This window comes from Accumulibacter sp. (assembly GCF_029255145.1).
GTDB lineage: Bacteria > Pseudomonadota > Gammaproteobacteria > Burkholderiales > Rhodocyclaceae > Accumulibacter.
The window spans coordinates 38,441-53,054 of sequence record NZ_JAPUVQ010000117.1 but is presented as its reverse complement, the minus strand read 5'-3'; the positions used below and the strand labels follow the sequence as shown (position 1 = coordinate 53,054).

General features: G+C 67.2%; 10 protein-coding genes. 6 read left to right on the top strand and 4 right to left on the bottom strand.

Annotation, left to right across the window (positions count from 1 at the left end; all coding sequences use genetic code 11):
* Positions 1–19: 19 nt before the first annotated feature.
* The 3 genes from Q1L50_RS13365 to Q1L50_RS13355 all read left to right on the top strand — a co-directional run bounded on the left by Q1L50_RS13365 (position 20) and on the right by Q1L50_RS13355 (position 3,535).
* Positions 20–973 (top strand): TAXI family TRAP transporter solute-binding subunit, encoded by a 954-nt coding sequence (locus Q1L50_RS13365; RefSeq protein ID WP_300339538.1) that lies wholly within the window; start codon positions 20–22, stop codon positions 971–973.
* 70 nt (positions 974–1,043) lie between these two features.
* Positions 1,044–3,107, top strand: coding sequence for a TRAP transporter permease (locus Q1L50_RS13360; RefSeq protein WP_300339536.1), 2,064 nt, complete (start codon positions 1,044–1,046; stop codon positions 3,105–3,107).
* Positions 3,107–3,535: a DUF1850 domain-containing protein gene (locus tag Q1L50_RS13355; RefSeq protein ID WP_300339534.1), complete on the top strand. Its 429-nt coding sequence runs from the start codon at positions 3,107–3,109 to the stop codon at positions 3,533–3,535. The genes Q1L50_RS13360 and Q1L50_RS13355 overlap by 1 nt, the downstream gene beginning before the upstream one ends.
* Before the next feature lie 72 nt (positions 3,536–3,607).
* Here the strand turns inward: Q1L50_RS13355 and Q1L50_RS13350 are convergent, their stop codons facing one another.
* Complete coding sequence (locus tag Q1L50_RS13350) at positions 3,608–4,090, bottom strand: hypothetical protein (protein ID WP_300339530.1); 483 nt, start codon at positions 4,088–4,090, stop codon at positions 3,608–3,610.
* Between the two features lie 324 nt (positions 4,091–4,414).
* Between Q1L50_RS13350 and Q1L50_RS13345 the strand changes: the two genes are divergently transcribed.
* The gene (locus tag Q1L50_RS13345) at positions 4,415–5,206 is read left to right on the top strand and encodes a PP2C family serine/threonine-protein phosphatase (protein WP_300339528.1); all 792 of its coding nucleotides are present in this window, start codon (positions 4,415–4,417) and stop codon (positions 5,204–5,206) included.
* On the opposite strand, the gene Q1L50_RS13340 is transcribed toward Q1L50_RS13345, so the two are convergent.
* Both Q1L50_RS13340 and Q1L50_RS13335 read right to left on the bottom strand, forming a co-directional pair.
* Positions 5,200–6,099, bottom strand: coding sequence for an AEC family transporter (locus tag Q1L50_RS13340; protein ID WP_300339526.1), 900 nt, complete (start codon positions 6,097–6,099; stop codon positions 5,200–5,202). The two genes, Q1L50_RS13345 and Q1L50_RS13340, sit on opposite strands and share 7 nt — an antisense overlap.
* 24 nt (positions 6,100–6,123) lie before the next feature.
* Positions 6,124–7,287 (bottom strand): CaiB/BaiF CoA-transferase family protein, encoded by a 1,164-nt coding sequence (locus Q1L50_RS13335; RefSeq protein WP_300339524.1) that lies wholly within the window; start codon positions 7,285–7,287, stop codon positions 6,124–6,126.
* Positions 7,288–7,768: 481 nt separating this feature from the next.
* Between Q1L50_RS13335 and Q1L50_RS13330 the strand changes: the two genes are divergently transcribed.
* Both Q1L50_RS13330 and Q1L50_RS13325 read left to right on the top strand, forming a co-directional pair.
* Positions 7,769–11,947 carry a DUF748 domain-containing protein gene (locus Q1L50_RS13330; RefSeq protein WP_300339522.1) on the top strand — a complete coding sequence of 1,393 codons (4,179 nt, stop codon included), beginning with the start codon at positions 7,769–7,771 and terminating at the stop codon, positions 11,945–11,947.
* Complete coding sequence (locus Q1L50_RS13325; protein WP_300339520.1) at positions 11,944–13,326, top strand: YihY/virulence factor BrkB family protein; 1,383 nt, start codon at positions 11,944–11,946, stop codon at positions 13,324–13,326. The genes Q1L50_RS13330 and Q1L50_RS13325 overlap by 4 nt, the downstream gene beginning before the upstream one ends.
* Here Q1L50_RS13325 and Q1L50_RS13320 read toward each other — a convergent pair.
* The gene (locus Q1L50_RS13320) at positions 13,295–14,605 is read right to left on the bottom strand and encodes a homoserine dehydrogenase (protein ID WP_300339519.1); all 1,311 of its coding nucleotides are present in this window, start codon (positions 14,603–14,605) and stop codon (positions 13,295–13,297) included. The genes Q1L50_RS13325 and Q1L50_RS13320 overlap by 32 nt on opposite strands.
* Between the last annotated feature and the right edge of the window lie 9 nt (positions 14,606–14,614).

Genomic DNA, 14,614 nt, shown 5'->3' with positions numbered 1-14,614 from the left:
CGACAGGAGACAAGCAATAATGAACCGATCACTACGCCACACCCTGCTGACCACCGCGGCTGCCGCCTGTTTCTCGGTATCGGCGCAAGCCGCCGAGTTCGTGAATGTCCTGACCGGAGGCACCAGCGGCGTCTACTATCCGCTCGGCGTTGCGCTCTCGCAGATCTACGGCAAGGCGCTGCCCGACGCCAAGGTCTCGGTGCAGGCGACCAAGGCCAGCGCCGAGAATCTCAACCTGCTGCAGGCCGGGCGTGGCGAAATCGCCTTCACCCTCGGCGACGCCCTGAGCGAAGCGTGGAAGGGCAACGAGGAAGCCGGCTTCAAGACGCCGCTCAAGAAGCTGCGCACGGTCGCCGCGATCTACCCCAACTACATCCAGATCGTCGCCAGCGCCGACTCGGGAATCAAGACGCTCGCCGACCTGAAGGGCAAGAGCGTCGCCGTCGGCGCTCCCAAATCAGGCACCGAACTCAACGCCCGCGACATCTTCAAGGCCGTCGGGATGAGCTACAAGGACTTTGCCAAGGTCGAATACCTGCCTTTCGGCGAATCGGTCGAACTGATGAAGAATCGCCAGCTCGACGCTACCGTGATCTCGGCCGGCCTCGGCGTTGCCGCGATACGCGATCTGGCGACGTCGCTACCGGTAACCATCATCCCGATCCCGGTGGAGGTGGTGAACAAGATCGGCGAAGCGGCCTATCAGGTCGGCAGCGTCCCCGCCGACACCTATCGCGGTCAGACCGCAGCAGTGCCTACCGTCGCCGTTCAGAACTTCCTGGTTACCCATCAGGGCGTATCGACCGACAACGTGTATGCGATGACCCGGGCGATGTTCGAGAACCTCGATCAGCTGGTCGCGGCGCACGCCGCTGCCAAAGCGATCAACAAGGAAAACGCTGCCAGGCAGCCGCCGGTACCCCTGCATCCGGGCGCCGAGAAGTATTACCGCGAAGCAGGCCTGATCAAGTAGGCGCCGGGAGCAAGCCGGAGTTGCCGCGTGCCTGGCCGCGCCGCAACGCCGCGCGCTGCGAGAACAGCCGATGAATGATCGTTCCCTAGCAGCGGATTCCGGCGTCGACGAGTTCTCGGCGCACGGAGCGCAGCGCCGGCTCGGCGGCCGCTCGCTGCAAGTGGTCACCGCCGTTGCCCTGGCGTTTTCCGCGTACCAGCTGGTGGTCGCCTCGTTCCATCCGCTGTCGAGCCTGGTCACCCGGTCGCTGCACGTCGGTTTTCTGCTGGCGATCACCTTCCTGCTCTACCCGGCTTTCAGGAGCACCCGAACGCTCTCGCGGATCAGCATCGGTGACGCTGTCCTCGCCGTCGTGGCCTTTGCCCTGGGCACTTACCACTGGATCTTCGAGGCCGAGCTGATCCAGCGCTCGGGCGACCCGAGCACGGCCGACCTGGTGGTCGGAACGGCGCTGGTGATCCTGGTCTTCGAGGCCGCGCGCCGCCTGCTTGGCCTGGCGCTGCCGATCGTCTGTGGCGCCTTCCTGCTCTACGGCCTGTTCGGCGAGTATCTGCCGGGAGAGCTGGCGCACCGAGGCTACGGCTTCGACCAGCTGGTCAACCAGCTGGCGCTCGGTACCGAAGGCCTGTTCGGCATTCCGACTCTGGTCTCGGCGACCTACATCTTCCTGTTCATCCTCTTCGGTTCATTCCTTGAGCACGCCGGGATGATTCATCTCTTCAACTCGCTGGCGCTGGGCACCGTTGGTCATACCAGGGGCGGGCCAGCAAAAGTCGCGGTGCTGTCGTCAGGGTTGATGGGAACGATTTCCGGCTCGGGGGTCGCCAACGTGCTGACCACCGGGCAGTTCACGATCCCGCTGATGAAGCGCTTCGGCTATTCGGGGGTGTTCGCCGGAGCGGTCGAGGCCACTTCGTCGATGGGCGGCCAGATCATGCCGCCGGTGATGGGCGCGGTGGCCTTCATCATGGCCGAGAACCTGGATGTACCCTATACGGCGATCGTCAAGGCGGCAGCGGTGCCGGCGATCCTCTACTACCTGACGGCGTTCTGGATGGTGCACCTGGAGGCGGGCCGCAAGGGTCTGATCGGAATTCCGAAGGCGGAATGCCCGAAGCCGTTCAAGGCCGTCCGCGAGCAGTGGCACCTGCTGCTGCCCTTGATGATTCTGGTCGGTATGCTGTTCAACGGCTTCACGCCGATGTTCGCCGGCATGGTCGGGCTGGCGCTGACCGCCGTGCTGATCCTCGGCGCGGCGCTCGCCGCACGCGTGTCGGGGACCGCTTTTCGCTACGTCTTCTGGGTCGCCCTTGGACTCGCTTGCGCGACGATGGTCGAGTGGGGAATCCATGCGGTGCTGGTCGTGATCGCCATCCTGGTCGCGGTCACCTGCGTCGTCAGCGGCGGTCGCGAGACGCTGCACAAGATGAAGCTCAGCCTGGCCGATGGTGCCCGCCAGGCGCTGCCGGTCGGCGTCGCCTGCAGCATCGTCGGGGTGATCATCGGCGTCCTGACGTTGACCGGTGCCGCTTCGAGCTTTGCCGGTTTCATCCTCAGCGTCGGCGAGACCAGTCTGTTCCTCTCCCTGTTGCTGACCATGCTGGTCTGCCTGATTCTCGGCATGGGGATCCCGACCATCCCCAACTACATCATCACCAGCGCCATCGCGGCACCGGCCCTGCTCAAACTGGGCGTGCCGCTGATCGTCAGCCACATGTTCGTCTTTTACTTCGGGATCATGGCCGACCTGACGCCGCCGGTGGCGCTGGCGGCCTTTGCCGCCAGCTCGATCGCCAGGGAGTCGGGCTTGCAGATTGGGATGAAAGCCGTGCAGATCGCGATTGCCGGATTCATCGTGCCGTACATGGCGGTCTACGATCCGGTGCTGATGCTGCAGGGCGACCCGTCGCTGCTGGCGGTCGGCTATATCGTGTTCAAGGCGGTACTGGCGATTGTCCTGTGGGGCGCGGCAGCGATCGGCTATCTGTGGGCGCCGCTAAAGGTGCCGGAACGTGCTCTGGCCGTCGTCGCTGCCGCCAGCCTGGTCGCCGCTTTGCCGGTGACCGATGAGTTGGGGTTTGTCCTGGCCGCCGTGTTCGTCGCCTGGCAGTGGCAGAAGAGCCGTAAACGCTGATGCCGCTTTGCCTGAGCGCCGGTGCGGCAGCTGCCGTCGTTGCGGCAAATGCCTTCACCCTGGCGTGGACGCACTCGATCGAGAAAACGCGCTGGGAGGAGGACTGGCTTGTCGAAGGCGCCTACCTGCGCGTCGTCGCGGCCCGGATTCAGGGTAGCGGCGCCGGCATGGAACCGCCCGCCGATGCCATCCTGCGTGGCGGCACCTGGCACTATCGGCCGAAAGTGGCACCGTTGCCACGGCTGCTGCTGTCGCATTCACCGTATGCGGGCAGTTACGAGCTGTGTGTGAACGGCATCTGCCGACCGGTCGGCGATTATCTGGCCCGACTCGCGAGCGAAGCGACGCTGGCGCTGGTGCCGTGCGCCAGCGGCAAGGCGGAAGAGACCTCGGCGCCGGACGATGCCGACCGGCGCCTTCGACAATGAGCGGCGGTGGACGCTGCGGCGAGGTGTCGCCGCTGGTCGGGCGACTCAATCAATCGCCGCCGGGCGAGCCGCTCAATTGCCGATGTGCATCTGGTACTTGGCGCCGTTGGCGAACGAACAGCTTCCTGCGCCCTGATACGGCGTGTTCATCTGGTACTCGCAGGACATGTACATGCCGCTCGGGCTGAAAGCGCTGGCGACGCCGCGTTTGTCGTCATTCGATACGCGCGTCGCCTCGCCGCTCAGTACCTCACCCAGATAGTTGGCGACAAAGCGGCCCTTGCCGGTCATCATGTTGGTGACTGTACCGCTGACGACGCCGCTCGCGGTGGCCCGGTCGTTGGCCGGGTACAACCTGACGCTGAGGGTTGCCGGAGCAGTTCCGCCCGGAACGGGCTCCACCGGGATTCCCGCCGGTGGCAAGGGGTAGTGACCATAGCGAACGGTGCCGTCGGGCGCCATGGTAGGCACCACGTAGCAGGCGGAGGTCGCGGTAGCGGCAAGGGCCAGCACGAAAAAAGGGTGCCAGGTGGATACCAATGGTGGCTTGGGCATAGTGGTTTCCTCTTGATGAACGGGGCATGGCTGACGAGCGTGTCGGATTCAGTATAGTTGATCGGCGTTATCGCTCTGCCTTGATCTGCAAGCTGTCGAATGAGTGGTGCTGGGGCGAGGTCGGCAACGAATGCAGGCAGTGGCACAATGGCACCGTGAGTTCATCAGGGAGCCTTCAGTGACCGTTTGGGTGTCGAGGCGACAAGGGTCGGTCAGGTGCGGATTGGCGCCTGCCGCAGCTGCAGCGCAGGGCGTTGGCACGCTGCGGCCGCTGCCGCGGCTGCGGCAGCCGGTGGCGCAGTGGCCAGCGAGCGTGAACCACCGATGAACGAATCCGCGCCAGACTTCGCCGTGCAGGCGTGCGTGGCCACTGACGTCGGCTGCGTGCGCGAGACCAACGAGGACGCGGTGGCTTTCGTTTGCCCGGCCGACGCGGAACTACGCCGGCGGCGCGGCGTACTGGCGGTGGTGGCCGACGGCATGGGTGGCCATCTGGGTGGCGAAGTGGCGAGCGTGCTCGCCGTCGAGACGATTTGCCGTTGCTACTTCGCGGCGCCGGCCGATCAGGAGCCCTTGCGCGCCGTCGAACTGGCGGTGCTCGAGGCGAACAGGGCCATCTATCGCCAGGGGGACGCCGATCCGGCGCTGATCGGGATGGGTACGACCGCGACCGTGCTGGTTCTGCTGCCGACCAGTGCGCTCTACGCGCACGTCGGTGACAGCCGTCTCTATCGTTGTGCGAAGGGTCGTTGCATCCAGCTGACACAGGACCACACCCTTGTCGAACAGCTGCTGCAGGACGGGATGATCAGTGCGCTGGAGGCACGCTATCACCCGATGCGCAACATCCTCCTGCGTTCGCTCGGAACGCGCCGGGGCTTGCGCGTTGCCGTACAGCGCTGCGCCGCACCGGCGATCGGCGAGACCTTCGTCCTTTGCTCGGACGGACTGCACGGCTCGGTCGAACCCGCGGACATCGCCGAGGCGGTCGGAACTCTCGATCCTGAACAAGCGTGTCGGCGGCTGATCGATCTGGCACGCGAGCGCGACGGCAGCGACAACATCTCCGTCGGGGTCATTGCCGTCCGGGCGAGCAGCGGGCTGGCCGCTCAGTAGCGCAGGGCAATCGTCAGCCAGACCGGCAGGGTGAACATCGCCGCCAGGGTATTCGCCGATACCAGCCAGGCGACACCCGGACCGTCGCCGCCCATGCGTACCGCCAGGATGTACGCCGACGTTGCGGTCGGCAGGGCGCCGAAGACGATCACCGTATCGAAATACACGCCGCCGAGCCCAAGACTGGACGCCGCAAGAAGGGCGGCCGCCGGTACCGCCAGCAGTTTCACCGCCAACAGGTAACACGAAGCGCCGTGTGCCCCCGAGCTGCCACGCAGCTTGAGCGCGGCACCCACCGCCAGCAGCCCGAGGGCAACCGCCGCTTCGCCGAGTCGGCCCAGCAGCTGTGCCGCGGCGGCCGGCAGCGTCTGGCCGCTGCTACCGAACACGAAGCCGGCCAGGGTAGCCAGGAGCAGCGGATTGCGGGCCATTTCGCGGAGCACGCCGAGATTGCCGTGCCGGGCCAGCATCCACACCGAAGCGACGTTGGCCAGCGGCACCATCGCGCCGATCAGGATGCCCATCGCCGCGATGCCGGCGGCGCCGTGCAGCTTGCCGATCACCGCCAGGCCGATGTACGAGTTGAAGCGGAAGGCACACTGGAAACGCGAGGCGAAGGCACTCTTGTTCGGCCCGAACAGCGGTCCGGCCAGCAGGCCGAGAACGACCCCGCAGGCGAGCGCCGCGGCGCCACTGGCGAACAGCGGTGCTGCCGCAGCGAAATCGATGCGCGTGCTGGCCAGTGCCTTGAACAGCAGCGCCGGGAATAACACGAAGTAGACCAGCTTCTCGACTCCGCTCCAGAACGTGGCGCCGAAATCGACCAGCCGGTAAAGTGCCCAGCCGAGCAGAATCAGGCCGAAATCGGGCAGCAGGAGCAGGATGCCTTGCATGCTGTCGGGCGCTGCCGGAGCCGTTCAGATCACTTTCTGCGCTTGCAGGCGGGCGATCTCTTCGCCGCTGAAACCGGCTTCACCAAGAACCTCCGCGCTGTGCTGGCCGGCGGCAGGTGCTGCGCGCCGCGCGGCGAAGGGCAGCTCGCTGATCTTGAACGGCGGCGCGAACTGCTTGACGCCGGCTACCTCGACGATCATGCCGCGGGCGCGCAGCTGTTCGTTCTCCAGGCTCTCCTCGAAACGCAATACCGGCGTCACACAGCAGTCGACGCCTGCGAAAACCGTCGTCCACTCGGCGAAGCTGCGGCGGGCAAAGACCGCCTCCAGCTCGCGCCGGATGCGTTGCCCCTCGTCGCCGGTGGCGAAGGCGAAAGGCGCGAGGTCCGGGCGGTCGATGGTTGCGCACAGCGTCTGCCAGAACTTGGGCTCCATCGCGCTGACCGCGAAGTGACGGCCGTCGGCGGTCGCGTAGACGCCATAGCTCGGCATGCCGCCCGACAGCAGGTCCTGCCCGCGTGGCAGCACCTGGCCGAGGCCGAGCACGGTCAGCAGCGGGAACAGGCTGTGGGCGAAAACGCCGTCGGTCATCGCCACGTCAACGTAGCGGCCACGGCCGCTGCTGCGCGCGTCGACGACCGCGGCGAGAAGTCCCACCAGCGCGCTCAGCGAGCCGCCGAGCAGGTCGCCGATCTGGAAGTTGGGAACCGCCGGCGCACCGCCGGCAACGCCGATCTGGTCGAGCAGGCCGCTGTAGCCCAGGTAATTCAGGTCGTGGCCGGCGCGGTCGCGGTACGGCCCGTCCTGGCCGTAGCCGGTGATCGCACAATACACGACGCGCGGGTTGATCGACGATACCGCCCGGTAGCCGACGCCGAGCTTGTCCACGACGCCGGGGCGGAAACCCTCGACGACCACCTCCGCCGCAGCCGCCAGGCGCATGAAGGCTTCGACGCCGGCCGGCTGCTTGAGGTCCAGCGTCAGGCTGCGCTTGTTGCGATTGACCATCTCGAAGTAGCTGACGCCTCCGTGGACTGCTCCCGCGGTGCGCGCGTAGTCGCCGCCGCCGGGTTCCTCGATCTTGATCACGTCGGCGCCGAGGTCGGCGAGGTGCATGGTGGCCAGCGGGCCCGGCAACAGTCGCGTGAGGTCGAGCACGCGCAGGCCGGCGAGAGGAGGTGGGCGCATGGAAACTGGCTTTCGGGGCGTTGGCTTGTGGAAGGAATGGGCGGGGTGGAAGGTCGCTGCGGCGAGGCCGCGAAGGCGCAGGGCAGCCAGGCCTGCAACGGCCGGGAAGCCGCATTGTAGCCCCGGGCGCCGATCGCTGCGCGACTGTCGGGCGGTCGCTGGTCGGTGTCCGGCCCGCTCCGGCGGCGGTCCACACGCGAACGCGCGGCGACCAGCACTGGTCGCCACCTGTCCCTGGATCGTGCAAGCGGGGTATCATGGCCTCCAGGATGCTTCCTGAAGCTTGCTACCCTGGCCGCCGAGACGAGAGAGAACGACCCCGGAACCGGCACGGCGCTTGCCTTGTCGGAACGGACTCTCCAACCTGGCCAGAGCGACGTTCAGGTGGGCCCGCCACCTGGCGCCGGTGTCGACGCGCGCTGCTGGCGCGACCGATCAAGGCGCAGCCGTCGCCCGTGCCGTGAAAGCCCCGATAATGCCCATGCGCTTGCGACAAATCCTTTCCAGTATGCCGGTGGTTACTGCCGTGGTGCTGTTCACGCTCTATCTGCTCGGAGGTTTCCTGGCGCTGCCGGCCATCGTCAAGTGGCAGGTCGAGAAACAGGTCCGCGCCCAGCTCGGTTACCCGATCAGCGTCGGCGAGGTGCGCTTCAACCCCCTGACCTTCAGGTTCGCGGTCGACGACCTGGCGTTGACCGATCCCGAAGGCGCTTCGATGCTGGGTTTCAAGCGGCTGCTGATCGATTTCGAGCTGCGCAGCATCATCGACGGTGCCTGGACCTTCGCCGAGGCAAGCGTCGAGGCGCCGCTGCTGAACGTCATCCTCGACCGGGAAGGCCGGCACAACTTCGCCGCGCTGCTCGATCGCCTGCCCGCCAGCGAGCCGGCGGCGGAAGACGAGCCCTTGCCGCGCTTCGTCGTGACCCACCTGGCCTTGACCGACGGCCGCATCGAGTACGCGGACGAGCTGCTGGATGAACCGCTGGTGACGCATGTCGAGCCACTGCAGATCGTCATCGACAACCTTTCGAGCTTGCCCGAACAAGCGGCAAGCTACCAGCTGTCGGCACGCACGCGCGCCGGCGAGGCGCTCGTGACGAGCGGCAAACTGGCGCTGAACCCGCTGGCAACAAAGGGGCGGTTGACGCTGCGCGGCCTTGAGGTGAAGACCCTGGCGAGGAGCCTGGCGCGCCTGCTGGCAGTCGATGCGCCAGCGGGGAAAGTCGGCTTGGCAGGCGACTTCGACCTCGCGGTCGACCGCCGCGGCGTGCTCTCGGGAAGCGTCCACGAGCTTGGCCTCGACGTCGACTCGCTGTCGCTCAGCGCGGCCGGCGCGAGCTCGCCTCTGCTGGCGATCGAGACGCTGTCGCTGCGGCAGGGACGGGTTGACCTGGGGAGCCGCGAAAGCAGCTTTGCTTCCCTCCGCCTGGCAAAGGGAAGCATCGCGGTGGCGGTGGACGCGCAGGGAAGAGTCGATTGGGCGACGCTGGCGCGCGCGCCGGCAGCGCCACCACCGGAAGAATCGGCGGCAGCAGCTGGCGCAACGACCATCCGCGCCGTGGCCTCCTCCGCCGCAGCGGCAGCGCCGGCGGTCGAGTCGCCGGCGGTCGGCGCGACCGCCCCGTGGCGATTCTCGCTGGCCAGCGCCGAAATGTCGGAGGTCGAATTCGCCTGGCGTGATCCGGCGCAGGGGCTGGCGGCGTCGGCCGCCGCCATCGGGCTGCAGCTGTCAGTCACTGGCGAGTTCGGCGCGGCCGGCGCGCGCCTGGAGTTCGACCAGCCGAAGCTGTCAATCGGCACGGCGCGGCTGCGCGACGGAACCGATTCGCTCGGTGTGGCGGGCGCTGCGATCAAGGCCGGCCGCGTGCTGCTCGTCGCCGGCGAGTCGCTCGCCGGGACCATCGACGAGCCGGCGTTTTCGGCCACCGGCGTCGCGCTGGCCGGCTCCGGACAAAACGCGCAGCTTGGCGAGCTGTCACTGGCAGGCCAGCGCCTGTTGCTGCAATCGGGAGCGGCCGGCGTCGAGCTGGTCCTGGACCAGCCGCGCAGCACGTTTGCCGGGCTGCAGATGAAGCGCGCGGCCGACGCGCTGGACCTGCACCGCGCCGCCATCAGCAGCGAGAAGCTATCGTTGGCGCAGGCCGACGGGCGACTCAGCGTGGCCGGCAAGGCTCTGCGGCTGTCGCTCGCGAAGTTGGCCGCCGCCCAGGGAACAGATCGGCTGGCGGTACAGGATGCATCGTTCGAAGCTGGCGCGCTGAGTGTTTCCTCGGCCAGGTCGGCCGGCGCCGCTCGGGCGTCGTTCGAAGCTCGCCTCGATCATGCCGCGTTGCAGCTGAAGGAGGCCGGCGTCGTCGCGCAGGGAGTCTCGTCGGAGATCGCGCGGTTTGCGGCGGCGGATCTTGGCGCCAGGTCGGTGCTGCTCGCGGTTCCCGACGGTCCGCTCGATCTGCGCGGTGACGGGCTGACCGCGTCGCTGTCGGACGCGGTTTTCAGCAGCCCGGCCGACGGCAGCGAAATGCTGCAGCTGGGCAGCGGAACGCTGGGCGGCGGCGCGTTCAGTCTGCGGGATCGAGTGGCCACCGCCGACAAGCTCGCACTCGCCAACGGCACCGCGCTGGCCTGGCTCGATAGCGAGGGACGGTTCAACGGGCTGGTGCTGACGCGCGGAGCCGCTGCGGCGGCGGTGGCCGCAGCCCCGGACGCTACGCCACTACTGTCGGACACGCCGGCGGCGGGTGCCGCCTGGCACCTTGCCGTGCGGTCGGCCGAAGTCGACCGCTTTGCGCTCGGCTTCGAGGATCGACGCGGGTCGCCGCAGCTGGCCGTCGGGCTCAATCAAATCCGCGCCCGCATCACCGGTTTCGAGACCGGCGTCAGCTCGCCGATGCAGGTCGAATGGCAGGCGAAAGTCGCCAGCGGCGGCACTATCGAGGCCAGCGGCATCGTCCGCGCCGACAACGGGATGGCGGATCTCAAGCTCAGTCTGGTCGGCATTGCGCTGGCGCCGCTGCAGCCTTACCTGTCGGAATTCGCCGAATTGACGCTGGCCTCTGGAACGGCGTCGAGCGCCGGGCGTCTGCGCTACGGCGACCGGGCCGGTGCCGGCGCCAATCTCGCCTACCAGGGCAGTTTCGCGGTCGACCAGTTGCAGCTCGACGAGGTTGACCGCAAGCGCCCCTTCCTGGCCTGGGAGTCGCTGGCAGCCGGCGACGTCTTGCTGACCGCCGAGCCAAATCGACTGGACATCGGCGAACTCCGGGCCGTTCGGCCGTCTGGGCGTCTGATCATCGCCGAGGATCAGACGGTGAATCTGACCGATGTGCTGAAGAAGCGGCCGAAGGGCGAGGATCAGCCGGCTGCCGGCGAGCAGCCGACGGCGCCGCAGGACGCCGTGGCAGCGGCCGATCCCTTCCCGGTAAGCGTCGCGCGCCTGCGGGTGTCCGGCGGGGCGCTCGAGTTTGCCGACCTCAGCCTGCGACCGCAGTTCGGAGCCCGGATGCACGAACTGAAGGGGGTGATCACCGGGCTGGGAACCGACCCCAACCGGAGCGCGAAAGTGCAGCTCGATGCCCGCGTCGACAAGTACGGATCGGCGAAGATTCGCGGCCAGCTCAGCGTCTTTCGCCCGGAGAAGCTGACCGACATCGAAATGACCTTCCGCAACGTCGCGATGAGTTCGCTGTCGCCGTACTCGGTCAAGTTCGCCGGTTACCGGATCGTCGGCGGACGCCTGGCGCTGGATTTGCAGTACAAGGTCAGGGACGGCAAGTTGCGTGGTCAGAACAAGATCGTCCTCAAGCACATGGAACTCGGCGAAAAGGTCGACAGCCCCGATGCCCTGGATCTGCCGCTCGAACTGGCGATCGCCATCCTGACCGACTCCGAGGGCGTGATCGACATCGGGCTGCCGGTCAGCGGTGATCTGAACGACCCGCAATTCGACTACGGGGCGGTGATCGGCAAGGCGCTCGGCAACCTGCTGGGAAGCATCGTCACGGCGCCGTTCAGGGCTCTCGGCGCACTGTTCGGTGGTGGCGACAAGCAGCTCGACAGCATCGATTTCGAACCGGGCAGCGACGTGCTCGGCCCGCCCGAGCGCCAGAAGCTGGCGGCGGTCGCGCGCGCGATGAACGAGCGGCAGATGCTGACGCTGGTCGTGCCGCCGACCTACGCTGCCGTTCAAGATACGGCGGTGCTGAAGTCGCGGGCGGTGCGCAGCGACCTCCTCACGCGGATGGGTATCGAACTGGCGGCCGGCGAGGATCCGGGCCCGATCGATCCGGCCAACCCGCGCGCGCAGCGCGCGCTCGCCGCGGCGTTCAGCGAGCGTTACGCGCCCGAAGTGTTCGCGGCGCTGGAGCGCCGCGCGCTGGATGCGGTGGCCGCGTCCGGCCAGCCGCTCGCAGCGGCCGCGCCGCAGCCGACCCCGCCGCCGGCGTTCTACCAGCAGCTCCTCGACCGGTTGATCGCCGAGCAGCCGGTTTCGGAGCAGACCCTGGCACAGCTCGCGTCGCGACGCGGCGAAGCGATCGTCGCCGAACTGACGACCGTCGGCGGCGTGGCCCCGGCGCGGGTGGTGCTCGGCGAGACGCGCCAGGCGAGCGCCGCCAACGACCAGTCGGTAACGCTGCTGCTGCAACTCGAGGTGGCCAGGTGAAACCGCTCGCGCCGGGCCTCCTGAGTCGTATCGAGAGCGTCGTCTGGGGTTCGCCGGCGGCGGCCCAGTCGTCGTTGCGAATGCGCGGCGTGCTGGTCGCGCGGACGGTGCTGATTCTGGTGCGCGACCTGGTGGACGGCCAGCTGACGCTACGCGCGATGAGCCTGGTGTATACCACCTTGCTGTCGATTGTGCCGCTGCTGGCCTTGAGCTTCTCGGTGCTGAAAGCCTTCGGGGTGCATAACCAGATCCAGCCGATGCTGCTCAGGTTTCTCGAACCGCTTGGCGAAAAGGGTGTGGAAGTCTCCCAGAACATCACCGAATTCATCCAGCGGATGAACGTCGGCGTGCTCGGCGCGGTCGGCCTGGCGCTGCTGCTATATACCGCGATCTCGCTGATGCAGAAGATCGAGGAGTCGCTGAACTTCATCTGGCACATTCGGCGTCCGCGGCGTCTCGCCGATCGCTTCAGCCGCTACCTGAGCGTGCTGCTGGTCGGGCCGATCCTGGTCTTCGCGGCGCTGGGCATCACCGCGACGGTGATGAGCATCGAGACGGTGCGCGGGCTGCTGGAGATCGGTGTGCTCGGCCAGGCAATGAAGACCCTCAGCGGCCTGACCCCCTACCTGCTGGTGATCGCCGCTTTCACCTTCGTTTACGTGTTCATCCCAAATGCCCGGGTGCGCTTCATTCCGGCGCTGATCGGCGGCATCGCCGGCGGCGTTGCCTGGCAGACCGCCGGCTGGGGGTTTGCCGTTTTCGTCGCGTCGTCGAACCAGTACGCGGCGATCTACTCGAGCCTGGCGATCCTGATCCTGTTCATGATCTGGCTCTACCTGAGCTGGCTGATTCTGCTGTTCGGCGCGAGTGTCGCCTTCTACGTCCAGCATCCGGAGTATCTGTACGTCAGCGGCGGCGAACCGCGGCTGAGCAACCGGATGCGCGAACGCCTGGCGCTGTCGGCCATGAGCCTGGTTGCCGGCCGCTTCCTGGCCGGCGAGCGGATGCCGTCGCTACTCGACTTCACCCGCCTGCTGGGAATGCCGATCCATGTCCTGCAGACAGTACTCGAGGCGCTGGAACGTCGGCAGCTGCTGCTGCAGAGCACCGACGATCCGCCCCTCTACCTGCTGGCACGCGACCCTTCGCGGATCTCGGTGATGCAGGTGCTCGATACCGTGCGTGTCGCCGGCGAAGAGCGTTTTTTCTCACCCGAGCACTTGCCGGCGCCACCGCCGGTTGACGAGATTCTCGAGCGGATGCGGCAGGGGCTCGAATCGTCGGTCGGCGGGTTGACCGTTCGCGATCTGGCGGCACCGGCCGCCGAGCGCGTCGTCGACGCAAGCCTTACAGCAGCTGCTCCAGACGCAGGCGGATGATCTTTCCCTGGACCGCCGCCAGCGCTTCGATGCCGACAATCGCCGCGTCGATGTTCCGTTCGCGGGTCTGGTGGGTGAGCATGATGATGTCGGTCTGCTGCTCGTCGTCGCCCGGCTCGCGCTGGATCATCGCGTCGATCGAAATGTCGTGGTCGGCGAGGATCCGCGTCACGTCGGCCAGTACGCCGGTGCGATCCTCGACGCGCAAGCGCAGGTAGTAGCTGGTGACCACCTCGGCCATCGGCAGGATCGCCAGGTCGACCATTGCGTCGGGCTGGAAGGCGAGGTGCGGCACACGGTGCTCGGGGTCGGCGGTGTGCATGCGCGTCACATCGACCAGGTCGGCGATCACCGCCGAGGCCGTCGGTTCGGCGCCGGCGCCCTTGCCGTAGTACAGCGTTGCGCCGACCGCGTCGCCCTTGACCAGCACCGCGTTCATCGCGCCCTCGACGTTGGCGATCAGCCGGCGGGTAGGAATCAGCGTCGGATGGACGCGCAACTCGACACCCTCGGCGGTCCGCTTGGTGATCCCCAGCAGCTTGATCCGGTAGCCGAGCTGCTCGGCGTAGCGGATGTCGGCCGCGTCGAGCGTGCTGATCCCTTCGACGTAGGCCCGCTCGAAGCTCATCGAGTTGCCGAAAGCGATCGCCGACATGATGCTCAGCTTGTGTGCGGCGTCGACGCCCTCGATGTCGAAAGTCGGATCGGCCTCGGCATAGCCGAGACGCTGTGCCTCCTTGAGCACGGCGGTGAAGGACAGACCCTTGTCGCGCATCTCCGAGAGGATGAAGTTGGTCGTGCCGTTGATGATCCCGGCGATCCATTCGATGCGGTTGGCCGTCAGCCCCTCGCGCAGCGCCTTGATGATCGGGATACCGCCGGCGACCGCGGCTTCGAAAGCGACCATCACGCCCTTCTTCTGGGCGGCGGCGAAGATCTCGTTGCCGTGCTTGGCGAGCAAAGCCTTGTTGGCGGTCACCACGTGCTTGCCGTTGGCGATCGCCTGCAGCACCAGCTGCTTGGCGACTTCATCGCCGCCGATCAGTTCGACGACGATGTCGACCTCGGGGTCGGCGACCACCGCGAAGGGGTCGTCGGTCACCCGGCAGTTGCCGTCGGTAAGGCGCCGGGTCTGTTCGACGTCGCGGTCGGCGACGACGCTGACCTGGATGGGGCGGCCGGCGCGGCGGGCGATTTCTTCGGCGTTGCGCTTGAGTACCGAGTAGGTACCGCCACCGACGGTGCCGATTCCGAGGAGTCCAACATTGATAGGTTTCATAGGGCGGTC

What these genes read in the sequence shown, in the direction of transcription:
- Q1L50_RS13365 (WP_300339538.1), top strand. Translation starts at nt 20, where the DNA reads ATGAACCGATCACTACGCCACACCCTGCTGACCACCGCGGCTGCCGCC.
- Q1L50_RS13360 (WP_300339536.1), top strand. Translation starts at nt 1,044, where the DNA reads ATGAATGATCGTTCCCTAGCAGCGGATTCCGGCGTCGACGAGTTCTCG.
- Q1L50_RS13355 (WP_300339534.1), top strand. Translation starts at nt 3,107, where the DNA reads ATGCCGCTTTGCCTGAGCGCCGGTGCGGCAGCTGCCGTCGTTGCGGCA.
- Q1L50_RS13350 (WP_300339530.1), bottom strand. Translation starts at nt 4,090, where the DNA reads ATGCCCAAGCCACCATTGGTATCCACCTGGCACCCTTTTTTCGTGCTG.
- Q1L50_RS13345 (WP_300339528.1), top strand. Translation starts at nt 4,415, where the DNA reads ATGAACGAATCCGCGCCAGACTTCGCCGTGCAGGCGTGCGTGGCCACT.
- Q1L50_RS13340 (WP_300339526.1), bottom strand. Translation starts at nt 6,099, where the DNA reads ATGCAAGGCATCCTGCTCCTGCTGCCCGATTTCGGCCTGATTCTGCTC.
- Q1L50_RS13335 (WP_300339524.1), bottom strand. Translation starts at nt 7,287, where the DNA reads ATGCGCCCACCTCCTCTCGCCGGCCTGCGCGTGCTCGACCTCACGCGA.
- Q1L50_RS13330 (WP_300339522.1), top strand. Translation starts at nt 7,769, where the DNA reads ATGCGCTTGCGACAAATCCTTTCCAGTATGCCGGTGGTTACTGCCGTG.
- Q1L50_RS13320 (WP_300339519.1), bottom strand. Translation starts at nt 14,605, where the DNA reads ATGAAACCTATCAATGTTGGACTCCTCGGAATCGGCACCGTCGGTGGC.